Origin of the sequence: Mucilaginibacter flavus (assembly GCF_030409315.1) — a bacterium.
GTDB lineage: Bacteria > Bacteroidota > Bacteroidia > Sphingobacteriales > Sphingobacteriaceae > Mucilaginibacter > Mucilaginibacter flavus.
Genome location: NZ_JAUFPS010000028.1, coordinates 301,275 through 326,514, shown reverse-complemented (window position 1 = coordinate 326,514; position 25,240 = coordinate 301,275). Strand labels below are relative to the sequence as shown.

Below are 25,240 nucleotides of genomic sequence, written 5' to 3'. Positions count from 1 at the left end.
ATTAGCCTTTAAATTAATTATTCATCGCTAAATAAAACATTTTGAGGCTTGGCGATATTTGATTGAATAACCATATGAAAAAACACTTACTCCTGATTTTTACCGCTTTATGCTCGTTAACGGCATCGGCACAACAATATAAGCTGTCGGGCAAAATTACCGGCAGCAAAAACAACCCTATACCCTTTACATCGGTATATATCCGTAACTCTACTTACGGCACCACTGCCAATGAAAATGGCGTGTACCAGTTTAAACTTGCCCCCGGCACCTATAACCTTACCTATCGTTTTGTTGGTTATAACGAAAAGGTAATTAAGGTAACCATTACCGATCATGACGAAACCCTGAATGTGCAAATGGACGATGAGGTTTTCGGCACCGAACGTGTCGCCGCCATGTATCGTAAAAACCATGATGCAGCCGATACCATTATGAAACAGGTGATCAAAAAACGCAAATACTATATCGAAGAGGCGGCATCGTATTCATCGGCGGTTTATGTTAAGGCGGTGCAGAAATTATTGAGCGCGCCAAAATCGTTATTATCAAAAGAGGTTGTACGTACATTGGATCTTGATTCGAACGGACGGGGCATACTTTATCAGCAGGAATCATTATCGGAGTATAACTTTCAACGCCCTGATAAGATCAAGGAGATCACTATTGCCAACCGCATGGCGGGTATCAATACCGCGTTTAGCTATAATAAAGCTTCTGATTTACAGGTTAATTTTTACAACAATGTATTTACAATAAACGGTCTAAGTACCCGCGGCTATGTATCGCCCCTGGCCTCAAACGCGCACCTGTTTTATAATTATAAGCTGCTGGGTGTATCAAACGAAAACGGTAGGGTGATTGACAAAATACAGGTGATTCCCAAACGCGCCCACGGCCAGTACTTTCAGGGCGATATTTATATTGTGGATGGCGATTGGCGCTTATACAGTGCCGACCTGTACCTTGAAAACGGCATGAATAGCCTTAACCTTATCGACACCCTAAAAATAACCCAGCAATATGTAGCCATTACGGATAGCGTTTGGATGCCGGCAGCTGTGCAATATAATTTTAAAGGCGCGGTATTGGGCTTTAAGTTTGGCGGATATTACGAGGCTATTTTTAACAATTACAAAATCAATCCAACCTTTCCAGAGCATTTTTTTACCGGCGAGGTTTTAAAAATTGACACAGCAGCCAATACCAAAAAGGAGGATTACTGGGCATCGGTACGACCTGTCCCGTTAACAAAGATGGAAGCAAGAGACTACCAAAAGAAAGATAGCATTGCCGCCTATAAAAAAACCGATGCTTATTTAGATACGCTGCAGCATAGCAAAAATCACATCAACTATCCGGGCTACCTAATATTTGGATATTATGCAAGTACCCGCAGCGCAAAAGATTCTTTATACATTTTCCCCTTTATACAAACGTTTTATTATAACACAGTAGAAGGCTTTGGTATAAACGCCAAAATTAAACTAACACGCCAGATAGATGATTTTCATAACTTTAGCATCACACCCGATGTGCGCTACGGATTTGGGAATAAACTATTCAGTGCCAACATCTATTCAGAATATAAAAACGATCCATTCCATAACGCTAAGTTTTTCACCGGCTTTGGCAGCGATGTGCTTGACCTTAATAACGTAGGCACGCGCTCATTGTATTTTAACACATTAAGTACCTTGCTTAGCGAAAATAACTATGTTAAATATTATCGTTCGCACTATGGGTTGTTTGGGTATCAGCGTGAGGTAGCCAATGGTGTTTTACTATCGGGCAGTTTATCTTATGCCAGTCGCTCGCAGTTATATAATACATCGTACGGACATATTTTTGATAATAAAAACAGGGAGTACACTTCCAACAATCCCTTAGCACCACCGGGAACACCAGCCGACGATCATTCGTTTTTATTTCCGGATAACCAGGCTTTAACATTTGCCACATCGGCCACGTTCACGTTCGATCAGCAATACATTACCCGGCCAACGGGTAAAGTGAATCTGCCTTCAAAATATCCCACAGTTACGGTAAACTACCGCAAGGGCATCAAGGGTGCTTTTGGGTCTGATGTTGACTATGATTTTTCTTCGGTTGATATTTCGCAGTACAATATCAGGGTGGGCTTAACGGGCTTTTCGTCATTCAAGCTTACCGCAGGTGGGTTCTTCAATAATAAAACGGTGTATTATATGGATTATAATCACTTTTTGGGTAACCAGGGTACCACGTTTGATCCCACTTACATCGGCAGCTTTCACTTTTTACCGTTTTACCAGTATAGTACCGATGGCGCTTTCCTGGAGGCGCATTATCAGCATAACTTTGCGGGATCAATCCTCAACAAAATTCCCATCATCCGTAACTTTAAGTTAGAGGAGGTGATAGGGGGCAATTACCTCACCACAAAAAACAACCGCAATTACAGCGAGTTTTATGTGGGCGTGCAGCGCTTAATTTTCAGGGTTGATTATGGTGTATCCTACGCGGGCGATAAAAAATACATCCAGGGTATCAGGATCTTTTACGGTATCAGGTAAACCGGCTTAAATGGTAGATATGCTCACCTCACAATAGGTAGTAAAATAGTTTTTAGCTTCATCGGCAATTAAAAAATAAATCTGGTAAACAGCGGTACTTGCCCCATTAACGGCCCTGCCAACCCAACAGGCGGGATTACCTGTTGGCTGTGGTACGCCAATACTACCGCCAAAAACGTTGCCGGCCAATATTGTGAAGCCCGTAATGGCAACCGTATCTCCTCTTTCCGGATCAATGGGTAATACCTGCCAGGAAATATGATCGCCGGTATAGCAAACGGTATGCAGGCTTTGGGTGCCTTCCGGGCTGCTGCCAAGGCCAATGCGATTATCTAAAAGGTAAATACCTGTAGTGGCAGGTTTACCTGTTTGCAACCCCTCTAAGTATGCCGTATCCAATGCTATATTAATGGTGGTTTGCGGCGTTTGGACAGCATATAAAAGATTAAAATGTGGTTTGCCAGTCATAATATCAACGCCTTATTTAGATGATACAAAAAAGCTGCCGGCTAAAAAACCGGCAGCATATACTTAGGTAAAAAATTGATCAGGAACCTACAGTTTTGATAAAAGGGTCCCAGTTAATTACGTAGATGTTGTGGTTTTCATCGGTAATTAAAACCTGGATTTGGTAAGTTTGCTGGCCGGCGTTAATTGCCCTGCCAATCCAGTAAGCCGCATTATCCGTAGGCTGCGGAGCGCCAAGGCTGCCGCCAAACACATTGCCGTTTGAAACGTTGATGCCAATGATGCTTACCGTGTCGCCGCGTTGAGTATCAATAGGGGTTACATAAAATGAAATGTTATCGCCTGGGTAGCAATAGGTAAATAATTCCATTTGGCCTTCATTGTAACTGCCAATATTAAGGCGGTTATCAATCATATAAATGCCTGTGCTTATGCTGCCGGGCTGGCTGGTTAAATACGCGGTATCTAACGCTATGCCTATGGTAGTTTGCGGGGTTTGTGCAGCGGTTTTTAGCTGTACTTTTGCTGAATGTGCCATTTTGTGTAGTTTTTTTAATCTCAAAAAAATAGGTTGATAAATTAATTGCCGTTCATGCCAAGAGTGGTGCTTGGTTGAAATACGTTGCCACCGCCTATGGCGTTTAGCGTAATCTGGTAACCAGCCTGACCTGCATTTTGTACCTGGCCGGTATAATAACCTCCTGTTGCGGCCAATGGCTGACCGCCCGGTCCCCATGAGTTTGAGCTACCAATGCTTTGTATAGAGTATAAAAATCCGTCGTTGGGGTTTAACGGAATAACACTCCAGGCTACGTTTGACATTTTCGCGCAAACGGTTTGCAGCGATGCTGAACCCTCATTGCTGCTGCCAGCCGAGCTTCTGTTATCTACAAAATACACGCCCTGACCGGTGCCGGTTTGAATGGAGCTTGAATCAACAAAAGCGATGATGAATACCTGGCATGAATTAACCGGGATTTTTGAGGCGCTTAATTCTGAATTTTTCATGATATAATTTTTTTCTTGATTTTTACCTACTCTTTTATGGCTTTTCGGTATCGGCCGTTATTTTTTGCAGCACCGGTTATTTGCATAATGCAGTCGGCGCAAGGGGTAATTAGTGGCAATTACATTTATTGTTTTGCTCAAGCAATAGCAATAAAGCAAGCTGACCGCTAAAATCAACATCACTTAGCTCATTAGTAGCGGCTAAAGCATGTAAGGTTGGGATGCTGAAATGATGGCTATAGCCCACACATTTCCAGCCTAAGAAAGGCACATCAATACAAACCTGTATTCCGGCATCAAAACTGAAAGTGCCACCCTGCTCGCTAAAGTTGTTTATAGATACAACCACTTTAAATTTGCTGTAGGGCTGCCAGGTAAATGTGCCGCCCTGGGTAATTTTAAATGTTTTGGTTACGCCGCCAAAAGGGGTGTTTACCGATATGGTTAAGGCTACATAGCCATCAATAACGCTGGCACCTAAACAGGCGCTACAGCCTAAATAACTTGGCGTACAATACTGTGCTGCTGTTGAAGTATCGAAACCGGTATAAACCTGGCCATCTTTAACTTCTGTTAATACTGTTGACATTGGTATAGATTTTTTAATTGCTTTTTTACCTACTCTGTTATGGCTTTTCGGTATGGGCCGTTTGTCAAACCGGGGGTCAGATGCGCATCTCGTTTGGTTTTGACATTTCAAAGTAACGGCGCTTTAAGGGGCAATTTCAGCGTAATAAACCCCAACATTAAAACCGGGTATTTTTACCATAAAAACAGGTATTTATACCCGGAGAACCTCATGTCGTTAGACAAACCGGGTGCTCAGGAAAACAGTAAATTGAAAAGAGGCTTTTGGCGGATTTATTGCAAAAAATCCGCAATAGTGTTCCACCGGAACGGGTGGACCACATCGAACGCTTTGGAACGTATTGATTTTGATAATGAGATAGTTAGTCCTTTATAGAAAGCAAATCAATTGAACACATTAATAGCTCACTGTCAACTATTTAGTAGGTAGCCGCTATGCGGCATCTCGTCCGGTTCGGGTCGTTTTCTACAAACCGGTAGCCGCGATGCGGCATCGAATATCCAATAAAGCGAAAATTACCGCATCGCGGCTACCGGTTTGTAGAACCAATATTTTATGCTTTTTGCTCCATAGGAGTTACCTTTTCATCCGTAAATCTTTAAAAGCGATTGTCTTGGCGTGGCCAAAAAAACAATAAATAGGTAAAAATTGCTATGATTAAGCAATTGCGGTTAACACCGGGGAGGTGCGGACAAAAGGAGATAAACAGTAATGCAGCCCGCTAAAACTGCAGCTCAAAAATGCCGTGTTTAATGGCGAATATAACCAGGCCCGCGGTGTTTTTGCAGCCAATTTTACCCAACAGGTTGGTACGGTGGCCGTCAACGGTACGGTTGCTTATAAAAAGCTTTTCGCCTATTTCGGCGTTGGTAAGTTCGTTGCAAATCATTCTTAATATCACCAGCTCCCGTTCGGTTAGGGATATAGGGATATTGTTCATATTATGGATGCCTGTTTTACGATGGTGTACCGCGTTGCGCATGGCGCTTACCGCATCTTTATTAAAATAAAAGCCAAGCTCATAGGTGCTGGTAATAGTTTGAAAAAGCTCCGATGTTTCGCAGTTTTTTTTGAGATAGCCGCAGGCCCCGGCCTCAATCATTTTACTCATATACCGTTCCTCGCCATGCACCGATAATACAATTACCTTAACAGCGGGATACTCGCGGTGCAAAATGGCATTCAGTTCAACTCCGTTCATCTCGGGCATGTTCATATCAATAAGCGCGATATCGGGCGGGGTTTGCATCGCCTTAATCTGCTCAAGCATAATACGCCCATTCTGCGCCTGGGCAACCAGTTCAAATTCGGGATTGGTGCTCAGCAGGTTTACCAGCCCTTCTAAAAACAGGGTTTGATCATCGGCAACGGCTATTCTTATCTTTGTCATATATCAGGTTAACTCGGGATATTCTTTATCAGGTTCAAGGTAAATAAACAAGGCAAAGCCCCTGCCTACCGATGTTTTGATGGTATAGCGGGCATCAATCATGGTAAGCCGGCTTTCAATATTTTGCATGCCCATGCCCTTTTTAAATTTTTTATCGTCCATGTCACAACCAACACCATCGTCTGTATAATGGATAGAGAGCAGGTTGTTTTTAATAAACAGCGAAATACCTATACAGGTTGCCTTTGAATGTTTCAGGGTATTGGTAACCAGCTCCTGCAACACCCTGATTAGCGCTAACGCCACCGGTTTGGGCAGCGAGTCGGTTGCTTTAACGGCATGATTGGTAATGGAAATAAAAGATTCATCGCCTTTACCAACAATATCTTTTATTTCTTCTAACGCTTCAGAAAAACCAAACAACTCCAGGCCCGGGGGCGAAAGATTATGCGATATATCGCGCACGTTTTCAATAATCCTATCTATCAATTGCTTATAAAGATCGGTAGGCAGGCCCTCGTTGGTGGTACCTGTGCCATCATGAAAACGATTGATGAGGATGCGCAGGTTTGACAGCGAACCGCCAACCTCATCATGTAAATTTTGTCCAATTCTTTTCCGTTCCTCCTCCTGCGAATAAATCACCGCGTGCAACAGCTTTTTTTGATGTTCCATTGCCGACTGATGCAGGCTTTCCTTTTGCTGCAGCAATTTACCCTGGTTGCGTATAAAAAGTATCACAAACGAAATTACCAGCAGCGCTATGCCACCGGTACACATAATAACCAGTATATAAATATTATCGTCTACCTCTTTCTGCATATATAAAATCCCCAGGAAAATAAAAGGTACATACATAGCAGCAACGCCGCGTGTATATCCCAGATAAACAGGTTAATTAATTTGTATTTGGGACTGGTATAGGCTGTTGTGAAATTTGAAAAAGAATAAACGAACAAAGCACCCGAAAAGTAGAGTAAGATGCCGATATTAACCCATATTAAAGAGTTGTTACTCCATACTTTTACGTCGATTGCTTCGTTTGTCTGTGCAAAATACGCAAGACTATATGCCATAACGATTAAAACCTCTAATGGTCGGGTGTAGGTATTAAAACGGAAGATGCTTTGAAAAAATATAAAATTAATGATACACAGCAAAGGGAAAATCACCATCAAAACCCTGATAATGTTACGCGCTATCCGGTCTTTTAATATTTTAATATAAAAAAATGACAGCAACAAAAACTCCAAAATGGTGAAAACATGCAGCATTGGCATGTTATTAATTCTGCAATAAGCAATTATGGTAGCAAGCAAGCCAACAAGGCCATCCAACAACAGATAATAAAAAATAAGCAAAAGCATCCTATCAACTTGTCTATATCTTATTACAGCCACGCTGATAGGAATTAAAACTGATACAGGAACAATCAAGCCCATGAATATTAAACTGGCAGACTGCATATTGGGTAGTTATATGTAATTTTCTACGCTGTTACTGCTATTAAACAGTGGACTTGATGTATCACAAATTGACGGGCATGGATGTGTAAAATCATAAATAGTTGATGCTGTAGCACTACTCAATATATCTCCATCATCTACACTAACTTTCTTTGTCAGCATATCCCGGTTATTGGCATCCACAGGTACCAGCATGCCGGTAATCTGGTAAGGAAATTCGGGGTCTGTTAAGCTCAAATAAAGCCGTATAGATTTAGCTTTAGGCTGATCGGACAGCAAAGCCTTTACATCGGCTATATTGATGTTAATAGCCCTGAAAATGCGTTGGGCAGGCACATCAAGACCAACACAGGTATTAAAATCGGCAGCGGCATTGCCTCCCGGCAATTGCACAACCATGCTGCGCCAGTTTTCGGCCCTGGTCATGGCCTCGCTAAGCGGGATGCGGGGTTTGTTTGATAGCGTTAACTCCTGGCTTGCAGAGTTGGGGCTAATGGCATGTTCAAAGTTATTCATAATAATAGGGAGTTAGTATTTTTAATATAGCGCTCAAAAAAGCTACGTTTGTTTGTTAAAGAGTTACTAATTCAGATACGCCGACCGCGGCGCGAAAACTGTAAATAACAGCCTGTGTAAAACCACCATCGGGATTATAACTCGTGCGGCAAACACCAAACGCGGCAACCCAACCTAAAACCTGTTCAAGCGGATTGGCATTATTAATATCTAACTGCCCATAAGTAGTTGAAGGTGTAAAATCGCTGCTATCAACCTGGCTTTGCAGGCTGGCAGCCATTACCGCGACTTCGCTTTTAGGTTGTTGAATTCCCCAGTTTAAAAAGTCGTCCATTATTTGGGTTGTAAGCAGGTTGGTATCGCCGGCAGGCTGGTAATTTAATACAACCCCTGCATCCTGTGATGATGGAGGTAGTAAAATAGCTGGGAATATTGCCGGAAAAAGAACTGCCGAATCGCTGTTGGCAGCTAAAATAGCTGCTGTTGCCGCCTGCGATAAATCGGTATAAACCGGCGGCGGCGTACCCGAAGATGGCGGGGTAAGGCCCTGTATAATAACATTAAGATCTGAAAGTGCTATCGCGCTATCTTGTACTGATTGTACAAAAAGGGAAACAACCTCGGGCATGGTTAAATTGGTGAGAGAAGCGAACTGTCCCATTTTTTGATAAATTGTTTTAGGTACCTACTCTGTTTGGGCTTTTCGGTTTACGCCACTATGTTATTAACTGTTAGTTCAAAACTATTGAATAGTGCAACATGCATAAAGAGGTAAAAGCCCCGGTTTAAAAAGCAGGTGTTTTTACCTGTTTTTTAAAAAGGACAAACGATAGTATTTCAAGCTTTGTAAGCTCAAAAACAATAAATAAATGACAATTTATTAAGGCGATGCCTTGGATGACAGGTGTGTTTTCATAGATAGGTTTGGTTGTATTGGTATCAGGTTGTTTTTAACTATTGCGACATTTCTATACGGCGTAAGATACGGGAATGTTTTTTGTTTTTCGTTTAAGAACGGCTAAAATTTATTTCAAAATTTAATACTTCCATCTGGGGGGGGGTATATGCAGCAATGGAATATCTTTTAGGGAAATACTGAAAAGCGGTTATGACATCGTTGATGTGTACGCGGAAGACGTAAATCAAACCGCGGGATTTAAATCTCAAAAATTCGCTCTGTACAACGGGAGACGCAAAATATTGCGTCTCTACAAAAACAAAAAATCTATATGAAAAAGATTGTAGTGGGCCCTCAATACCATCGCCGTTTCAATAATCTTTGGCTTGTTGGCCGCAACGCCACCAAAGGGCTAACATCTGCGCATCTGATAAATTGATTTAGCAAATTTGCTAAACAATGCTAAACAAAAAGTGCAGATGCTTTTTAAAACATCTGCACATCTGTAATCTGCATATTTGCACATCTAAGGCAAAAAGCACATTTATAGTTTGATCTCTTCGTCTTTACTGGAGAAGAAGTGGAATTCGGTGATCTGGTAGGCCGCGTTGCTTTTAACTTTAATCCACTGGCCGTACTTTAAAAACCATTTCATTTGGCGGGTATAAATACCCTGTTTAATATAAGCTTCAATATAAGGGTGCACGCATAAGGTAATGCCTTTTTCGTTTTGCTCATCCAATATATAATTGAAGTTATTTTCAATGTCGTCCATCAGCAAAATGGTTGGCCTAATGGTACCTGTACCATTACATGTAGGGCACACTTCGCTGGTTACAATATTCATTTCGGGCCTTACACGCTGACGCGTAATTTGCACTAAACCAAATTTACTTGGTGGTAAAATGGTGTGCTTCGCCCTGTCTAAAAGCATTTCGGTACGCAAAAAGTCAAACAGTTCCTTGCGGTTTTGCGGTTTGTGCATATCAATAAAATCGATAACCACAATACCGCCCATATCGCGCAGGCGTAGCTGACGGGCAATTTCTTTAGCCGCTTCTTTGTTTACCTGGTAAGCGTTCTCTTCCTGGTTTTCCTTACTGGCTGTACGGTTACCGCTATTCACGTCAATAACGTGTAATGCTTCGGTATGTTCAATTACCAGGTAAGCGCCACCGGCAAGGTTTACGGTTTTACCAAAAGCTCCCTTAATCTGTTTATCAACACCAAAATGTTCAAATATAGGCTCCTTATGCTTGTGCATACGAACTATACTTTCCATATCGGGCGATATTTCATGGATGTATGACCGAATTTCTTCGAACATACCGTTATCATTTACGTAGATGTGCTGAAAATCGGGGTTCAGGATATCCCTTAGGATAGTTGATGTACGCCCAATTTCGCCCAAAACCTTTTTAGATGGTTCTGTTGATGGCAGCCTTGTAATAAATGATTCCCATTTTGATATCAGATCAAGCAGATCTTTTTGTAATTCCTCAACGCCTTTACCTTCAGATACCGTACGGATAATTACGCCAAAATGCTTTGGCTTAATACTTTCAACAACCTTACGCAGGCGGTTACGCTCTGTATTGCTTTTTATTTTTTTGGAGATAGAGATGGCTTCCGAAAACGGAACCAGTACTACATATCGCCCTGCAATAGAAAGATCGGAGCTTAAGCGCGGGCCTTTGGTTGATATAGGTTCTTTGGCTATTTGTACCGGTATAAGCTGGCCTTTGGTCAATAAATCGGATATTTTGCCTCCTTTATTGATATCGGCTTCCAGCTTAAAGCCGTCCAACAGCTTTGACTGATATCCCCCGCTACGTACTTGCTTGGTTAATTTTAACAGGCTTTGCACCTGCGGACCAAGGTCAAGATAATGCAAAAAGGCATCCTTCTCGTAGCCTACATCCACAAAGGCAGCATTTAAACTGGGCATTATTTTTTTAATGCGCCCAAGGTAAATATCACCAACAGTATAATTGTTGCTGGTTTGCTCTTTATGAAGTTCTACAAGTTGTTTGTCCTGTAATAATGCAATAGTAGCCCCATTAGGGGATGAATCGATAATTAATTCTTTTATCAACTGCTACTCCATTTCTTAAACGGTTAAAACCGCATGTAATTAAGTGGGAAAAAAACACTCATAATAAAAAGTACCCACCTTAGTTAAAGGTGGGTAATATCTGCTTTTGTTAAGGCAGCTTATTTCTTTTTATGTCTGTTTTTTCTCAAACGTTTTTTACGTTTGTGGGTAGCCATTTTGTGTCTTTTACGTTTTTTACCGCTGGGCATAATAATAATAATTTTAAATGTGAGTTAATTCTTTAATTCGTTGATGTAACCATCAATGCGCTGAGCAAATACCGGATCGGGCATCATTTCTTTACATTTCTGGTACGCGTCAATTGCTTCTTTTTTCATGCCCAATTGCTTGTAGCTTTCTGCCAGATAAAAAGTTGGCTCAAGTTCTGTGCGCTGGGCAAGTAATGTTTTAAATCGGCCTACCGCTTTTTCGTACTGGCCCGATTTCATGGCAAACATTCCTAAATTAAGGTTTGCTTTCCAGTTTTTAGGGTCCTTTTTAACTACGTCAAGCAGTAAGGCTATACCTTGCATGGGGCCGGCCGCGCCATTTACGTACGCTATGCCTAATCCTGTTTTACCTTCAAGGCTTTCAGGTTGTAACTTTAAGGCGTTTGTAAAAGCCTCTGCCGCGTTGCTTACAAAAGCGGGCTGCAATAAAGTATCCTGGGTAAGTTTGTATGCATCGTTGAACCGATTACCCGCATTTAACCAATCCTGGGCTTTGTTGCCTTTGCGGGCCAAATCCTGGTAGTAAAATGCTGCCGGTGCCGGCTGGTTATCATCGTCCCACTGCTTTGCCAATTCCTGTTGCAGTTTTTCGGCATCGCTCCCTGTGGCTGTTTTTAATTGTCCTTCAAGATCGTTGATCTTCGCTGCCAAACCTGCCCCAATTGCAGCTTTAGCCGGCTCAGAAACCATATCAACCGTTACCGTGGTATTCTTTTTATTGGTAAGTACAGTTGTTTTATCGCTTTTAGTGTCTTTAGGTTTTATTAATCCCTTAACAGGTAAATGATACAAATAGCCCATCATAACAAGTACTGCTACACCTACGGCTATTTGTTTCTTATACATACTTATAATTATTTGCTGGCTTTGTTACCGGTTTTAACTTTCTCAACAAATGTTTTTGCTGGTTTAAAGCTTGGCACAAAATGCTCTGGAATGATGATGGCAGTATTTTTTGAAATGTTACGTGCTGTCTTTTTCGCTCTTTTCTTTACTACAAAACTACCGAATCCTCTAACGTAAACATTTTCGCCGCCAACCATTGAGCTTTTAACAACTTTAAAAAACGCCTCAACAGTTTCCTGCACGTCTACTTTCTCTATACCTGTCTTAGATGAGATTTCAGTTATAATTTCTGCCTTAGTCATATCTGATTTACTTTATTTTATTTTATAAATACTTAACTGTTTTGGGGTTGCAAAAGTATCGCTTTATATTTTAAGAGCGAAATATTTAACAGATTTTTTTTGTTTAGTACATCTAACGCTCATTTTCGTTACAAAGTATAGACAATAGTTGGCTTTCACTCCTTTAGGGAGTGACGGACTATGGGACTTTTGGACGATAGGATTTTGGGACGATAGGACTCTTGGAGTGTGGCATATTTGTATGATATAACTCTTTAACTTTGGGACTTTTGGAACTATTGGATCAAGGGACTTTAGGCGATTGGGCTAAAGGATGAAAAGCGAGAAGATACAGGAACTATCAACGAATGTAAAAATGGCCATCGAACTACCAATCAAAATCCGTCCAGTATCGTTTCTTTATTAGTAGCCATAAAATTCCAAACACCAAGAGTCCTATCGTCCCAAAATCCTATCGTCCAAAAGTCCATCTTCTTCCCTACTTTTACATTCAATGAACTTTACCGACCAACTGGTACAATGGTACCTTGCCAATAAACGCGATTTGCCCTGGCGTAATACTACCGATGCTTATACTATATGGCTGTCTGAAATTATTTTACAGCAAACCCGGGTGGAGCAGGGCATGCCCTACTTTTACCGGTTTTTGGAAAGGTACCCTACCGTAACCGATTTTGCCGCCGCGCAAGAAGATGAGGTGCTTAAATTATGGCAGGGACTTGGCTATTACTCGCGCGGGCGCAACATGCTTAAAACCGCGCAGCTGGTACAACAGCAGTATGATGGTGTGTTTCCGCAAAGTTATGAGGCGCTTATTAAATTAAAAGGCATTGGCGAATACACCGCTGCGGCCATCGCGTCGTTTTCGGCAAACGAGGCTAAGGCCGTGGTAGATGGTAATGTATACCGGGTGCTGGCCCGTTATTATGGCATCTATGAGCCTATCAATTCTACCACCGGTAAAAAACTGTTCCAGCAAATTGCCGATGATTTAATTAATAAGAAAACGCCAGGCTTGCATAACCAGGCCATGATGGAGTTTGGGGCGATGCTTTGCAAACCTAAAAACCCGGCCTGTAATATCTGTCCGGTACAGATCGATTGCGTGGCCTTTAAAGCTGGCGCTACCTCTGCTTTACCTGTAAAACTGAAAACAGTAAAAGTGAAAGAACGCTTCTTTAATTACTTTTTAATTACAGATGGCAACACCATATTAATGAATAAGCGGGGCGATAAAGACATATGGGCCAATATGTATGATCTGCCCATGGTAGAAACCCCGGCATTATTACCCGCTCATGAATTGATGGCCCAGCCTGCCGTAATGGCGGTGTTTGGGCAGATACCGAACATTACCGAGGACACCCCCGTACAAAAACACATCCTTACCCATCAGCGTTTATTTGTAAGAATGATAAAAACCGACACCTTGCCTATTAAATTACACGAAAACTGGCTTTACATTCCACTGGAAAACCTGCCCGATCTGGCGCTTCCTAAGATCATTTTTATATTAATAAAAAATATTTTTAATTTGTAAATTAATTTTTCGTTATTTTATGGCATGTCTGGAATTAATAAAGTTATCCTTGTTGGTCATTTAGGCAAGGACCCCGAGTTGCGTACGTTAGATGGTGGTATATCTGTAACAAGTTTCCCTTTAGCTACTTCAGAAACCTATAATAAGGATGGCCGCAAGGTTGAGCAAACCGAATGGCATAACATTGTGATGTGGAGGGGCCTTGCAGATATGGCCGCCAAATTTTTACAAAAAGGAAAGTTGGTTTACATAGAAGGTAAGCTGCGCACCCGCTCATTTGAAGACCGCGATGGTGTTAAAAAATACACTACCGAAGTAGTTGCCGAAAACTTTACCATGCTGGGCCGCAAAAGTGATTTTGATGCCGATAACAGCAAAGGAAGCAAAGATGAAGCCGTTAATTTTGTTGATGGCGATACCTTACCACCTGCCTATTGATCAATCCCTTACTTAGTGCCGCAACATTATGCCCCGCAAGCCAAAGGGGTATTTTTTTTGCCTTTTTATTTGCGGCTGCCCTACAATGGTATTGTTATTTTATCGCTATATTCATCGCATAAAACCCTTACCACTAACACCATGAAGTTTTTAAGAGGCCTGCTTATTGCCTGTTTGATTCCCGTTTTAACCCAGGCGCAAACCAGTACCCCTGATATTAAAGAATTTGATAAGTACGTGCAGCAAGCCGTTACCGACTGGCATGTACCCGGCCTGGCCATTGCCGTGGTTAAAGATAATCAGGTCATATTTTCCAAAGGTTACGGCGTACGGGAATTGGGTAAACCGGGCAAGGTAAACTCGCAAACCGTCTTTGGCATAGCATCAACTACCAAAGCAATGACAGCCGCCTGCGCCGCCATGCTTGTCGACGAGGGTAAACTGCACTGGGACGATAAGGTAACCGATTACCTGCCCGACTTTCAATTATATGACCCCTACGTAACCCGTGAGCTTACCGTGCGCGATTTATTTTTGCATGACAGCGGCATCGGCAATACCGATTTTTTGTGGGGGATGATGAATATTCCATCTACCGAAATTCTGCATCGAATGCGTCTCGTTAAACCTCAGTACGGTTTCAGGGCCGGCTTTGTATACCAGAATATATTTTACATGGCCGCGGGTAAGGTAATTGAAAAAGCAAGCGGCATGCCCTGGGAAACTTTTATTCAGAAAAGGATTTTCGCTCCGCTAAAAATGCCCCGTACAGTGCCTACCTTCTCGCAAGCCAAAAACATGCCCAACCAAACCGAGGCACATGTTAAAATTGACAGCAATATTGTGGTGATTGAAAAAGATATGACGGATGCTATTTCTCCGGCTGGCGGTGTATGGTCATGCGTGGATGATATGGCCAAATGGGTAAACTGCATGCTGGACAGCAGCAAGTACGGCACCCAGCGCTTACTTAAACCCGAAAGCTGGAAAATGCTGCTTAAACCCCAAACATTTGTATCCGAAGAGGAATTTTATCCAACTGCCCGCATTACCAAACCGCATTGGATCACCTACGGGCTGGGGTGGTTTCAGCAGGATTATAAAGGGCAAAAGGTAGATTTCCATACCGGCAGCCTGGGTGGCCTTATTGCCATTAACGGGATGATCACCGATAAAAAGATTGGGGTTTACGTACTGGCCAATCTCGACCACGCCGAGGTACGGCACGCGCTGATGTTTAAAGCTTTTGACTATTTCTCCCTGGGCGGCACTACCGATTGGAGCAAAGATTTCTTGACGCTGTACAACGGCATCCATGCAAAGGGCGAAAAAGCAGATAAAGAATATGAGGCAAAACGAGTGATGGGTACGCACCCAACTTTAGATGTTAAAGAATACGCAGGCACTTATACCGATCCGCTTTATGGCTCGGTAATTATAACTGCCAACGGCGATAAATTATCCCTCAACATCAACCAGTTTATCACTGCCGAAGCTACCTGTTGGAACTACGATACCTTTAGAGGCCCATATGCCCGTAAAGAATACGGTAAAGTAACCGCTACTTTTAATATTGATGAATTGGGCAAAGTAAGCACGGTAACAATTGATGGGTTGGCTTTTGCCAAACAGTAAACAATATCCCGGCACAATCCGGCGTTTTATTTTGAAGCTGTTTACCAACTAATTCGTATCAATTGGGTGCCATCAAAACTTTTTGTCGGTTTTAATCGTATCTTTGGAAAGATTATAAATAACAGTTCATTATTCTAATTATAATTCAGTGATAATAATAGTATTCTTCATAGCGCACTGGTTTCTGTCGCTATTTTTTCAAACGTTCTTTTTACACAGGTACGCGTCACACAAAATGTTCACTACCAACAAGTTTTTTGAAGGAACATTTTACCTGCTAACATTCATTTGCCAGGGATCGTCGTTTTTAAACCCAAGGGCCTACGCCATTATGCACCGCGAGCACCATGCTTACAGTGATACTGAAAAGGACCCACACTCTCCTCACTTTTTCAAAGATGTTTTCCAGATGATGGTTTACACGGCAAAAAGCTATCGTATGCACGAGCGCCGCTTGAAAGATCCTGAAGAGCGCTTTAAAGGAAATATCCCCGAATGGAAAACTGTTGATTTCATTGGTTCATCAATGATATCGCGCGTAGCCTTCGGTGTTTTATATGTAGCTTTTTACGTTGCGTTTGCAACCAACCCATGGGTTTACCTGTTAATCCCTATTCACTTTTTGATGGGCCCTATCCATGGCGCTATTGTTAACTGGTGCGGTCACAAATACGGTTACGCCAACTTTGATAACGGCGACAAATCAAAAAATACAACCCCGTTTGATTTCCTGATGTTAGGAGAGTTGTTCCAAAACAATCATCACAAACGCCCCAACCGTGCCAACTTTGGTGCCAAATGGTTCGAGATCGACCCGGTTTACCCCGTAATGAAAGTAATGCACTGGATGCATATCATTAGGTTGAGGAAAGCGTATTTATAGGGAGTAAGGATTTTCGGAGCAAAGAATAAGGACTTTTTGACTCTTTTATAGATACAGACATATACAAAAGCAACCCGTTTGGATTGCTTTTGTATTTATAGCCAATTATTCTTTCTTCATCTTTATTCTTGATCCAAAATCTTTACTCCAACAATCTTTGCTCCTTACTCCAAAAATCCTTGCTCCAAAAAAACTATCTTTGCCGCTCATAAAATCCATACCATGAGTGTTTCTGTATTAGCTCAAAATTTACGCGGATCTGAGATCATCAAGATCGCGGGCGAGATAAACGAATTAAAAAGACAAGGCCAGAACATTGCCAACCTTACCATTGGCGATTTTGACTCCAATATTTACCCTATTCCAAACGACCTGAAAGCAGGCATAGTTACGGCATATAACCAAAACCAAACCAACTATCCGCCTGCCGATGGCATGCTTAACCTTCGCGAAAGTGTTTCGGCATTTTTAAGCAGCAGGATGGGTTTAAACTATAAAGCCAATGAGATCCTGATCTCGGGCGGCTCACGTCCCTTAATTTATTCAACGTTTTTGGCGTTGGTTGATCCGGGCGATAAAGTAGTTTTCCCGGCACCATCATGGAACAATAATCATTACAGCGACCTTACCGGCGCTAACGCCATCATTGTTGAAACCAAGCCCGAAAACAACTTTATGCCGACGGCCGATGAAATTGCACCTCACCTTAAAGGCGCTACTTTATTAGCACTTTGCTCGCCGTTGAACCCTACGGGTACCATGTTCAACAAAAAGGACCTGGAAGAAATTTGCGACCTGGTTATTGCCGAAAACAAAAATCGCGCGGCTGGCGAAAAACCGTTGTACTTATTGTACGATCAAATTTACTCGCAATTAACCTTTGGCGATTTTAAACACTATGATCCCGTTACTTTGCGCCCCGAGCTTAAACCATACACTGTATTTGTTGATGGCTCATCAAAATGCTTCGCAGCCACAGGCGTACGCGTAGGTTGGGGATTTGGCCCGGCAAATATTATTGATAACATGAAAGCCATTGTTGGCCACATGGGTGCCTGGGCACCTAAAGCCGAGCAGGTTGCCATGGCTCATTTCATTACAGATACCCCGGCTGTTGATACTTATTTAAACGACCTGAAAGGAAAAATTCAGGCCAGCCTGAGCACCTTACATGAAGGTTTCCAGGCCATGAAAGCCGAAGGTTTTAGTGTAGATTCTATCCAGCCAATGGGGGCCATCTACCTAACCCTTAAAATTGATTACGCCGGCAAAACTACGCCGGATGGCAAGGTGTTAAACAATTCTGCCGATATCAATTTTTACCTGATTAAAGAAGCCAAAGTTGCGTTGGTGCCATTCTCGGCCTTTGGTACCGATGAGGATGTAAACTGGTTTAGGGCTTCGGTAGGTGCAAGCACTTTGGAAGATATTCAGCAACTGGTGCCAAGAGTAAAAGAGGCTTTGGCTAAATTGAAATAGTAAACTAACGCCATGGTTATCCCAAACTTACGAAGTTTTAAAAACTTCGTAAGTTTTTTTCGCTTTGTTACGCCCGCTTGCAAAGGCTGCGTTTTTTTCTCCTCGTAAATTTCTCGCCTTTGTCCCCCGCTCGACCTACCCCATCACCTTATCCGGCGTGATTGGCAAATCCCTAACTCGTTTTCCACAGGCATTATAAACCGCGTTGGCAACTGCGGCGGCCATGCCAATGAGCGCTATCTCGGCCATACCTTTCGCACCCATTACGTTGATAATAGGATCAGGTTTGTTGATAAACAGGGCATCTATTTGTGGGATGTCGGCGTTAACCGGTACGTGGTAATCGGCAAAATTATTGTTGATGTAGCGGCCGTAGCGATGGTCAATAATTGATTCCTCCATCAAAGCCATACCGATACCGCCTATAGCGCCGCCAATTACCTGGCTGCGTGCTGTTTTAGGACTGATAACCTTACCGCAATCTGATACGCAGGCTACCTTATCTATCTTAACAACGCCGGTGGCCGCGTTTACCAAAACCTTTACAAAATGCACCGACCAGGAGTTCATGGCATATTTTTCCATCCCGTTACCGCCATCTGATGAGCTGGTAACTTCCAGCGAGGGCAGGTTATGCTCTTTTAAAACTTTGGCATAATCCGGATGATCTTCACCGCCGTTACCAATCAGTTTTTGGAATTTTTCCTTCAAATCGGTACAGGCTTTTACCACTGCCGGCCCAACACTGGCTACCGTTGCCGAACCGCCTTGTGTAGGCGCGGGCGGTAAGGATGAATCGCCAAGTTCAAAGCGGATCTTATCTGCAGGGATATTCATTTGTTCGGCAGCAATAATGGTCATAGCTGTGCCGGTTCCGGGGCCGATATCACTTACGGCTGTTTGCAGGATCAGCGTACCATCGGCCATCATTTTAGCCCGTACCGTTGCGCCGGAGCGGTAAGCACCGAACATACCGCTGCCCATGCCATAGCCTACGTACCAACCATCCTGTTTAACAGATCGTGGTACCTGTTTCCGGTCGCCCCAACCAATATGATCTGCACCTAATTGGTAAGCCTCTTTCAAAAATTTAGTTGAGAAAGGCTTGCCACTGCTGGGTTCAACCTCTGCATAGTTTTTAATCCGCAGCTCAAGCGGATCGATATTTACAGCGTATGACAGCTCATCTAACGCCGATTCTAAAGCAAACGCCCCGGTAGCTTCACCAGGCCCGCGCATCCAGGTGGGCGTGGCAATATCCAGCGATACCAGGTTATATTTGGTGTTAACATTGGGGCAGGCGTACATGTTTTGACTAACACCAACGGGGCCTTCCGTAAAGTTTTCGTAAGATGATGTTTGCCCGGCCGCCTCATGGGTAATGCCGGTGAGTTTGCCATCAGCAGTAGCACCTATGCCAATTTTTTGCCAGGTAAAAGGGCGGTAACCTACCGAGGTAAACATATCTGCCCTGCTTAAAACTACCTTCACAGGCTTGCTAACAACTTTGGCTGCTAAAACAGCCGCAACCTCATGCGGCCAGGTACGCAGGGCGCTTCCAAATGCACCGCCCACAAATTGCGAATGTACCAATACATTTGCCGCCGGGATTTTAAACAGCCGGGCCAAATCATCACGGGTATCGTTAACGCCCTGGGTTTTATCCCACACGGTTAGTTTATCATCAGCATCCCAACGGGCTATAATGGCATGCAGCTCCATGGGGTTATGGGTTACTGTGGGTACAATATATTCCTGCTCTACCTTAAATGGTGCCGATTGCCAGGCATCTGCCGCTCCCCGCTTGTAAACGCCTTCGCCACGTGGTGCAAAACCTTTATCGCGGTTATCGGGCAGGTTGGTGATATGCTTTTCTGCTTTGTATTGAGCTTTTACCAATGATGCGGCATACAAGGCCCGCTCAAAAGTATCGGCAACTACCACAGCGATGGGCTGACCGTTGTAGTAGATCTTATTGTCGTAAAACACTTTTAACGCGCCTTTATCCGGCACCGGTTTTCCTTTTTCTGGCTGATCGCCGGGTACTTTGGGGCTATTTAAATGGGTAACTACCGCCAGTACTCCCGGTGCGCGCCCGGCAGCTTTGGTATCTATGGTTAAAATATGTCCTTTGGTAATGGTACTCCCTACCAAAACCCCGTAGGTGAGGCCTGGCATTGTATATTCTGCCGAGTATTTAGCGGCACCGGTTACTTTTAACCGGCCGTCTACCCGACTCATGCCTTCTGCTGAAGAGGGCATAGTTACATTGATCGCTTTTTTCATAGGATGTTAAACTAAGCCTGCCGCGTGTTTTAAAGCCTCGGTGATAGTAGCCGGAGCCAGTTTTAATTTAAATGAATTACCGCCGTGACCAACAGCCCCCTTCATGGCAAGCCCGGCAGCTTTGGCAAAATTTTCTTCGGATGCTGTTTTGCCGACAAGGAATTGCTCGGCTTCAAATAGTCGCCAGGGTTTATGGGCAACGCCGCCCATGGCCAGCCGGGCATTTTTTATTATTCCGTTATCTATCTCCAAAGCCGCAGCTACAGATACCAGCGCGAAGGCATAAGATTGCCTGTCGCGAATTTTTAGATAGTAGCTGTTTCTTGAAAAATTATTAGTGGGAATAATTACCCGTACAATTAATTCATCAGGAGCAAGATTGTTATCTATTTGCGGTTTTTCGCCAGGCAGGCGATGAAAATCGGCAAAGTGGATGTAGCGTTTTCCCTTTTTACCTGCAACTTCAACTGTAGCATCCAACGCGGCAAGCGCCACGCACATATCACTTGGGTGCACCGCAATGCACTGATCACTTGCGCCAAAAATGGCGTGCATGCGGTTAACACCCTCCATAGCACCGCAGCCAGTGCCGGGCTGCCGTTTATTGCAGGGCATGGTAGTATCATAAAAATAGCCGCATCGTGTACGCTGCATCATATTGCCACCAACGGTTGCCATATTACGCAATTGCGGAGAAGCGCCTGCATTAAGCGCCATGGATAGTAAGGGGAATAACTCTTTTATCCGGCTATTTTCGGCAACTTCACTATTTAGCGCCAAAGCACCTATTGATACCGTCATGACATTCCCTATGGGCTCGCTGATTCCTTTTAACGGCAAGTGGTTTATATCCACTATTTTATCCGGCGCGGTTACGCCCCGCTTCATCAGGTCAACAAGGTTGGTGCCGCCGGCAATAATCTTTGAGCCGGGCTTGCTTATTACATCGAGGGCTGCCTGTATAGTAGCCGGGCGAACGTATTGAAACTGCTTCATACTGCAAACCCTCCATCTTTCACTTCCAAAATGGCATTTACAATATTGGGGTAAGCCCCGCAACGGCAAACATTACCGCTCATGTACTCACGTATTTCATGCTCCGAACCGGCATGGCCCTCGCGAATACAGGATACCGCCGACATGATTTGCCCCGGTGTACAATAGCCGCATTGAAAACCATCGTGCTTAATAAAAGCTTCCTGCATGGGGTGCAGCTGATCGCCCTTGGCCAGGCCCTCAATGGTGGTGATCTTTTTACCGCTCATCATTATACCCAAGGTAAGGCAGGAGTTAATGCGATGTCCGTCAACATGTACCGTACATGCGCCGCATTGGCCATGATCGCAGCCTTTCTTGGTGCCGGTTAAATCGAGCTGCTCCCTCAAAATATCTAACAGGGTTGACCGTGGCTCAACAGATAGGTTTACCGTTTTGCCGTTTACCTCCATCTTTAGCGGCATTTTTTCAAAAACAGCGGCAAGATGTTCGTCCATATGATCGTTGGCAGCTTTGATGGCCACCACCGGCGTTACAGCTACTGCAGTAAGTAAGGTTGATTGTTTAAGAAAATCTCTACGCGAACTATCCTTTACATCCGTGGTTTCGGGAGTGGGTTTATCACTTTTCATTTATAACCGGCTTTATCATGTTAAGTTAAACATTTTAATAATATACCTGAAATGAAAATCTTTTTTGCAGGAAGAGCGTTTCTTCAGGCGAATAAAACAAACACGGATATGATATAACAAAGAGGGGCCTTTTATCGTATTATTGTTTAACCAATTGATTATATGATTACTCCACCCATTCCTGAAAATGAGATGGACAGGCTCATGGCATTGTCTGATCTGGATATTGATTATGCTGCTCATGCAGATAGCTTTAAGGATTTAACCAAACTGGCGGCCAGGGTTGCCGGTACAGAAATGTCGTTGGTTAACCTGATTGACTCCTACACGCAATGGACCATATCAACCCACAACCTTGAGCTTGAACAGATGCCCCGCGAAGAATCTGTTTGCCAGTATGTGCTGATGGGCAACGAAGATATGGAAGTGCCCGACCTGAGCACTGACGAACGCTTTAAAGATCGCCCTTATGTAACCGGCGGCCCCGAAATGCGCTATTATTACGGCATCCCCCTAAATATTGATAACCATAACATTGGCGCGCTTTGCGTTGTTGATAAACACTCGTCAAAAGATCTTAATCCCGAGAAGGTAGAGCTGCTGAGAATTATTGCAGGCGAAATTATTAACCGGCTAAAATACATGAAAGTGATTGATGGGTTAAAAAACAACCTATCAGAAGCTGTGCAAACTCAAAAAAAGGTTGCGCATGATATCCGCGGTCCGCTGAGTGGTATTATTGGTCTGGCCCAGCTTATTAAGGAGCAGGGTGATGAAAACCAGATGGACGAGATTTTGGAGTTTATGAACCTGATTCATAAAAGCGGGCGATCCATACTGGAACTTGCCGACGAGATTTTGAGTGCCGATAAAAAAGAGAAAAAGGAAATTGAACTAAAAGGAAATGAGTTTAACCAGGTAGTTTTTAAAGATAAGCTTGAAAAATTATATGTGCCCCAGGCTATGAACAAGCAAATTAAGTTTACGGTAAATACTTCTTCAGCATCAGAAACTATTCCTTTTTCAAAAAACAAGCTATTGCAGATTACCGGCAACCTTATTTCAAACGCCATTAAGTTTACACCCGTTAACGGTACCGTAACGGTGAGCCTTGACCTGGTTGAAAACGATGAGCAAAATACCCTACAAATAAAGGTTAAAGACTCTGGCGTTGGCTTAGATGCCGCGGGAATAGCCAGCATTTTACAAGGCAGTGCAACATCAACCAATGGCACCGTAGGCGAAAATGGGTACGGGTTTGGCCTTGCGCTTGTAAAGCACCTTATAGAAAGCCTTAAAGGCTCATTTAATATCACCTCCACACCCAGCGATGGTGCAACTTTTGAAGTAAAGTTGCCACAGGCACCTACGCGCAAATGATAAAACCAGGAAAAATTTGGGTAAAAAAATAGCATTCAGGTTTAAAACCTGCTAAAGCAAATACCCGGAAAGAGAATAGATAAGTAGTAGTAGATGTATCATACAAAGTAAATGGCCGGATATAGCTATCCGGCCATTTACTTTATTTATAATTTACCAACGGCCACCACCGCCGCCGCCTCTGCTATCTTTTGAGTAGCCACCGCCGCCACCGCCACGGTTGCCGCCGCCATAGCCGCCACCGCCGCCACGGTTGCCACCATAACCACCGCCACCTCTGTTATCTCTTGGTTTTTTGTCTTCTGCCTGGCTAACCGCGATTGACCTGCCTCTAACATCAGAACCGTTTAAGCCTGTGATAGCTGTTTGTGCAGCCTCGTCATCGGGCATTTCAACAAATCCGAAACCTTTGCTTCTGCCAGATTCCCTGTCAATAATAATCTTTACAGTGCTAACTTCACCGTACGCTTCAAAAAGCTCTTTTAAATCGGCTTCCTCTAATTGAAAAGGAAGGCTTCCTACAAATATGTTCATCAATCTTTAATTTATAAAGGCAAGGTTGTTTAATTGCCCAGTTTTGTTAACATCAAATATAGTAATAGATATTTGATGATTACTGCATCATTTTATGAATACCTGCTTTTATTTTTAAAAAAAGTTAAATTTTATTGTTTTTGGGTTAAAAACCATCCCTTTTAAGTTGTAAAACAGCAGTTTGGCAATTACTGATATTATTTGCCGTGTTATTTAATTCAAAAAAATATAAAAACAAGCAGGTTTATTATTCAAACAAATAGTTTTTTGGGGTTTCACGATAATAATACCGGTTGTTTTTGCCTGGTTTATTATCGTCATTTTTATCATCAGCTTACTGCCTCAATAATATAGGTTTTACCGTTGAGCGAAAAAGTATCGCCGGCAGATTTACCACTAAACTTAAGACCAACCGGCGACGCGGGCGACACCGCGAAATAGGTTTTACCACCCACCTGTAAGCTGCCCGCACTAATAGCCAGGTAAAAGTTTCCGTTATTGGTAATGATTACGCTGCCAGGTTCGGCAATTGTGGCTGTGCCGCTAACGCCAATGCGATTTAAGGCCACCATGAGTTTGTTGGCTTCGTTCAATTGCGCCAGGTTGCGGTTGGTTTCCTGTTGTGCCATTTCGCGCCCGGTTTCGTACTTATCGCCGGCGCTGCTTTTGGTATCATCATTTGATGATTGCTGGGCCTCCTGTATAGCCAGTTCTGCAGCATCCATGCTACGGCGCACGTAAGCAACACATAAATTGTACAATTCTTTTTTAAGATCACTCATCAACGCAAATAAAGCAATAATTGCGGAGGATTGGTAAAGACGATGGGGATTAGCAGGTGGGCAAAGCTAAAGGAGGTAATGTCATTAAGTTAAAGGATTTCCTCCGTAGGGTGTGTGAAACTTTGTAGGGGATACGCCCCGTGCTATAGATACCGAACCTGTGTGGCGTACCTACGGCACGCAAAAAACCTTAATTTTGATATGCTACAAAGCTTTTGCTCCGATGGAGCAACCTATCAAGCTCTTAACTTAATGACTTTGACTGCTACTATTCGAAACGCTTTAAAAGAGC

Annotated in this window: 23 protein-coding genes; 7 read left to right on the top strand and 16 right to left on the bottom strand. The window is 43.2% G+C overall.

Annotated elements, in window-relative coordinates; all coding sequences use genetic code 11:
* Nucleotides 1–74: 74 nt before the first annotated feature.
* Nucleotides 75–2,555: a DUF5686 family protein gene (locus QWZ17_RS12685; RefSeq protein WP_290305597.1), complete on the top strand. Its 2,481-nt coding sequence runs from the start codon at nucleotides 75–77 to the stop codon at nucleotides 2,553–2,555.
* A 6-nt stretch (nucleotides 2,556–2,561) separates the two neighbouring features.
* Here the strand turns inward: QWZ17_RS12685 and makC are convergent, their stop codons facing one another.
* The 11 genes from makC to QWZ17_RS12630 all read right to left on the bottom strand — a co-directional run bounded on the left by makC (nucleotide 2,562) and on the right by QWZ17_RS12630 (nucleotide 12,363).
* A complete protein-coding gene (makC, locus tag QWZ17_RS12680; protein ID WP_290305596.1) occupies nucleotides 2,562–3,023 on the bottom strand; it encodes an alpha-pore-forming tripartite toxin MakABE regulator in 462 nt (153 codons plus the stop codon).
* 79 nt (nucleotides 3,024–3,102) lie between these two features.
* Nucleotides 3,103–3,561, bottom strand: a complete 459-nt coding sequence (locus QWZ17_RS12675) for a DUF8788 domain-containing protein (protein WP_290305594.1) — start codon at nucleotides 3,559–3,561, stop codon at nucleotides 3,103–3,105.
* Nucleotides 3,562–3,602: 41 nt separating this feature from the next.
* Nucleotides 3,603–4,031 (bottom strand): DUF8788 domain-containing protein, encoded by a 429-nt coding sequence (locus QWZ17_RS12670; RefSeq protein ID WP_290305593.1) that lies wholly within the window; start codon nucleotides 4,029–4,031, stop codon nucleotides 3,603–3,605.
* A 109-nt stretch (nucleotides 4,032–4,140) separates the two neighbouring features.
* Nucleotides 4,141–4,620, bottom strand: a complete 480-nt coding sequence (locus QWZ17_RS12665; protein ID WP_290305591.1) for a hypothetical protein — start codon at nucleotides 4,618–4,620, stop codon at nucleotides 4,141–4,143.
* Between the two features lie 721 nt (nucleotides 4,621–5,341).
* On the bottom strand, nucleotides 5,342–6,010 hold the full coding sequence (locus QWZ17_RS12660; protein WP_290305589.1) for a response regulator: 669 nt from the start codon (nucleotides 6,008–6,010) through the stop codon (nucleotides 5,342–5,344).
* A gap of 3 nt (nucleotides 6,011–6,013) precedes the next feature.
* Nucleotides 6,014–6,832, bottom strand: a complete 819-nt coding sequence (locus QWZ17_RS12655) for a sensor histidine kinase (RefSeq protein WP_290305587.1) — start codon at nucleotides 6,830–6,832, stop codon at nucleotides 6,014–6,016.
* Between the two features lie 653 nt (nucleotides 6,833–7,485).
* The gene (locus tag QWZ17_RS12650; protein ID WP_290305585.1) at nucleotides 7,486–7,992 is read right to left on the bottom strand and encodes a hypothetical protein; all 507 of its coding nucleotides are present in this window, start codon (nucleotides 7,990–7,992) and stop codon (nucleotides 7,486–7,488) included.
* 55 nt (nucleotides 7,993–8,047) lie between these two features.
* Nucleotides 8,048–8,653, bottom strand: a complete 606-nt coding sequence (locus QWZ17_RS12645; protein WP_290305584.1) for a hypothetical protein — start codon at nucleotides 8,651–8,653, stop codon at nucleotides 8,048–8,050.
* A gap of 781 nt (nucleotides 8,654–9,434) precedes the next feature.
* Nucleotides 9,435–10,985, bottom strand: coding sequence for an Rne/Rng family ribonuclease (locus QWZ17_RS12640; RefSeq protein ID WP_290305582.1), 1,551 nt, complete (start codon nucleotides 10,983–10,985; stop codon nucleotides 9,435–9,437).
* A gap of 233 nt (nucleotides 10,986–11,218) precedes the next feature.
* Nucleotides 11,219–12,061, bottom strand: a complete 843-nt coding sequence (locus tag QWZ17_RS12635) for a tetratricopeptide repeat protein (protein ID WP_290305580.1) — start codon at nucleotides 12,059–12,061, stop codon at nucleotides 11,219–11,221.
* A gap of 8 nt (nucleotides 12,062–12,069) precedes the next feature.
* Nucleotides 12,070–12,363, bottom strand: coding sequence for an HU family DNA-binding protein (locus tag QWZ17_RS12630; RefSeq protein WP_290305578.1), 294 nt, complete (start codon nucleotides 12,361–12,363; stop codon nucleotides 12,070–12,072).
* A gap of 493 nt (nucleotides 12,364–12,856) precedes the next feature.
* Between QWZ17_RS12630 and mutY the strand changes: the two genes are divergently transcribed.
* The 5 genes from mutY (at nucleotide 12,857) to QWZ17_RS12605 (ending at nucleotide 18,338) form a co-directional block, all read left to right on the top strand.
* On the top strand, nucleotides 12,857–13,903 hold the full coding sequence (gene mutY / locus QWZ17_RS12625) for an A/G-specific adenine glycosylase (protein ID WP_290305577.1): 1,047 nt from the start codon (nucleotides 12,857–12,859) through the stop codon (nucleotides 13,901–13,903).
* 24 nt (nucleotides 13,904–13,927) lie between these two features.
* The gene (locus QWZ17_RS12620; protein WP_290305576.1) at nucleotides 13,928–14,341 is read left to right on the top strand and encodes a single-stranded DNA-binding protein; all 414 of its coding nucleotides are present in this window, start codon (nucleotides 13,928–13,930) and stop codon (nucleotides 14,339–14,341) included.
* A 141-nt stretch (nucleotides 14,342–14,482) separates the two neighbouring features.
* Nucleotides 14,483–15,976 carry a serine hydrolase gene (locus QWZ17_RS12615; protein ID WP_290305575.1) on the top strand — a complete coding sequence of 498 codons (1,494 nt, stop codon included), beginning with the start codon at nucleotides 14,483–14,485 and terminating at the stop codon, nucleotides 15,974–15,976.
* Between the two features lie 148 nt (nucleotides 15,977–16,124).
* Nucleotides 16,125–16,859: an acyl-CoA desaturase gene (locus QWZ17_RS12610; protein ID WP_290305574.1), complete on the top strand. Its 735-nt coding sequence runs from the start codon at nucleotides 16,125–16,127 to the stop codon at nucleotides 16,857–16,859.
* 222 nt (nucleotides 16,860–17,081) lie between these two features.
* Entirely contained in the window at nucleotides 17,082–18,338 is a 1,257-nt protein-coding gene (locus QWZ17_RS12605; RefSeq protein WP_290305573.1) for a pyridoxal phosphate-dependent aminotransferase, read from the top strand.
* 135 nt (nucleotides 18,339–18,473) lie between these two features.
* Here the strand turns inward: QWZ17_RS12605 and QWZ17_RS12600 are convergent, their stop codons facing one another.
* The 3 genes from QWZ17_RS12600 to QWZ17_RS12590 are packed head-to-tail and all read right to left on the bottom strand — an operon-like array spanning nucleotide 18,474 to nucleotide 22,252.
* Entirely contained in the window at nucleotides 18,474–20,624 is a 2,151-nt protein-coding gene (locus QWZ17_RS12600) for a xanthine dehydrogenase family protein molybdopterin-binding subunit (RefSeq protein WP_290305572.1), read from the bottom strand.
* Between the two features lie 6 nt (nucleotides 20,625–20,630).
* Nucleotides 20,631–21,620: an FAD binding domain-containing protein gene (locus QWZ17_RS12595; protein ID WP_290305571.1), complete on the bottom strand. Its 990-nt coding sequence runs from the start codon at nucleotides 21,618–21,620 to the stop codon at nucleotides 20,631–20,633.
* Entirely contained in the window at nucleotides 21,617–22,252 is a 636-nt protein-coding gene (locus tag QWZ17_RS12590; RefSeq protein WP_290305570.1) for a (2Fe-2S)-binding protein, read from the bottom strand. Before QWZ17_RS12590 ends, QWZ17_RS12595 begins: the two co-directional genes overlap by 4 nt.
* A 162-nt stretch (nucleotides 22,253–22,414) precedes the next feature.
* Between QWZ17_RS12590 and QWZ17_RS12585 the strand changes: the two genes are divergently transcribed.
* Complete coding sequence (locus QWZ17_RS12585) at nucleotides 22,415–23,632, top strand: GAF domain-containing sensor histidine kinase (RefSeq protein ID WP_290305569.1); 1,218 nt, start codon at nucleotides 22,415–22,417, stop codon at nucleotides 23,630–23,632.
* Between the two features lie 153 nt (nucleotides 23,633–23,785).
* Here the strand turns inward: QWZ17_RS12585 and rbp are convergent, their stop codons facing one another.
* Both rbp and QWZ17_RS12575 read right to left on the bottom strand, forming a co-directional pair.
* Nucleotides 23,786–24,166 carry an RNA-binding regulator gene (gene rbp, locus QWZ17_RS12580; protein ID WP_290305568.1) on the bottom strand — a complete coding sequence of 127 codons (381 nt, stop codon included), beginning with the start codon at nucleotides 24,164–24,166 and terminating at the stop codon, nucleotides 23,786–23,788.
* Nucleotides 24,167–24,495: 329 nt separating this feature from the next.
* Nucleotides 24,496–24,948, bottom strand: coding sequence for a 3-oxoacyl-ACP synthase (locus QWZ17_RS12575; protein WP_290305567.1), 453 nt, complete (start codon nucleotides 24,946–24,948; stop codon nucleotides 24,496–24,498).
* Nucleotides 24,949–25,240: the final 292 nt, after the last annotated feature.

What these genes read in the sequence shown, in the direction of transcription:
- QWZ17_RS12665 (WP_290305591.1), bottom strand. Translation starts at nt 4,620, where the DNA reads ATGTCAACAGTATTAACAGAAGTTAAAGATGGCCAGGTTTATACCGGT.
- QWZ17_RS12615 (WP_290305575.1), top strand. Translation starts at nt 14,483, where the DNA reads ATGAAGTTTTTAAGAGGCCTGCTTATTGCCTGTTTGATTCCCGTTTTA.
- QWZ17_RS12630 (WP_290305578.1), bottom strand. Translation starts at nt 12,363, where the DNA reads ATGACTAAGGCAGAAATTATAACTGAAATCTCATCTAAGACAGGTATA.
- QWZ17_RS12620 (WP_290305576.1), top strand. Translation starts at nt 13,928, where the DNA reads ATGTCTGGAATTAATAAAGTTATCCTTGTTGGTCATTTAGGCAAGGAC.
- QWZ17_RS12635 (WP_290305580.1), bottom strand. Translation starts at nt 12,061, where the DNA reads ATGTATAAGAAACAAATAGCCGTAGGTGTAGCAGTACTTGTTATGATG.
- QWZ17_RS12660 (WP_290305589.1), bottom strand. Translation starts at nt 6,010, where the DNA reads ATGACAAAGATAAGAATAGCCGTTGCCGATGATCAAACCCTGTTTTTA.
- QWZ17_RS12670 (WP_290305593.1), bottom strand. Translation starts at nt 4,031, where the DNA reads ATGAAAAATTCAGAATTAAGCGCCTCAAAAATCCCGGTTAATTCATGC.
- QWZ17_RS12655 (WP_290305587.1), bottom strand. Translation starts at nt 6,832, where the DNA reads ATGCAGAAAGAGGTAGACGATAATATTTATATACTGGTTATTATGTGT.
- mutY (WP_290305577.1), top strand. Translation starts at nt 12,857, where the DNA reads ATGAACTTTACCGACCAACTGGTACAATGGTACCTTGCCAATAAACGC.
- QWZ17_RS12575 (WP_290305567.1), bottom strand. Translation starts at nt 24,948, where the DNA reads ATGAGTGATCTTAAAAAAGAATTGTACAATTTATGTGTTGCTTACGTG.
- QWZ17_RS12675 (WP_290305594.1), bottom strand. Translation starts at nt 3,561, where the DNA reads ATGGCACATTCAGCAAAAGTACAGCTAAAAACCGCTGCACAAACCCCG.
- QWZ17_RS12685 (WP_290305597.1), top strand. Translation starts at nt 75, where the DNA reads ATGAAAAAACACTTACTCCTGATTTTTACCGCTTTATGCTCGTTAACG.
- QWZ17_RS12645 (WP_290305584.1), bottom strand. Translation starts at nt 8,653, where the DNA reads ATGGGACAGTTCGCTTCTCTCACCAATTTAACCATGCCCGAGGTTGTT.
- QWZ17_RS12650 (WP_290305585.1), bottom strand. Translation starts at nt 7,992, where the DNA reads ATGAATAACTTTGAACATGCCATTAGCCCCAACTCTGCAAGCCAGGAG.
- QWZ17_RS12595 (WP_290305571.1), bottom strand. Translation starts at nt 21,620, where the DNA reads ATGAAGCAGTTTCAATACGTTCGCCCGGCTACTATACAGGCAGCCCTC.
- QWZ17_RS12600 (WP_290305572.1), bottom strand. Translation starts at nt 20,624, where the DNA reads ATGAAAAAAGCGATCAATGTAACTATGCCCTCTTCAGCAGAAGGCATG.
- QWZ17_RS12585 (WP_290305569.1), top strand. Translation starts at nt 22,415, where the DNA reads ATGATTACTCCACCCATTCCTGAAAATGAGATGGACAGGCTCATGGCA.
- QWZ17_RS12605 (WP_290305573.1), top strand. Translation starts at nt 17,082, where the DNA reads ATGAGTGTTTCTGTATTAGCTCAAAATTTACGCGGATCTGAGATCATC.
- makC (WP_290305596.1), bottom strand. Translation starts at nt 3,023, where the DNA reads ATGACTGGCAAACCACATTTTAATCTTTTATATGCTGTCCAAACGCCG.
- QWZ17_RS12590 (WP_290305570.1), bottom strand. Translation starts at nt 22,252, where the DNA reads ATGAAAAGTGATAAACCCACTCCCGAAACCACGGATGTAAAGGATAGT.
- rbp (WP_290305568.1), bottom strand. Translation starts at nt 24,166, where the DNA reads ATGAACATATTTGTAGGAAGCCTTCCTTTTCAATTAGAGGAAGCCGAT.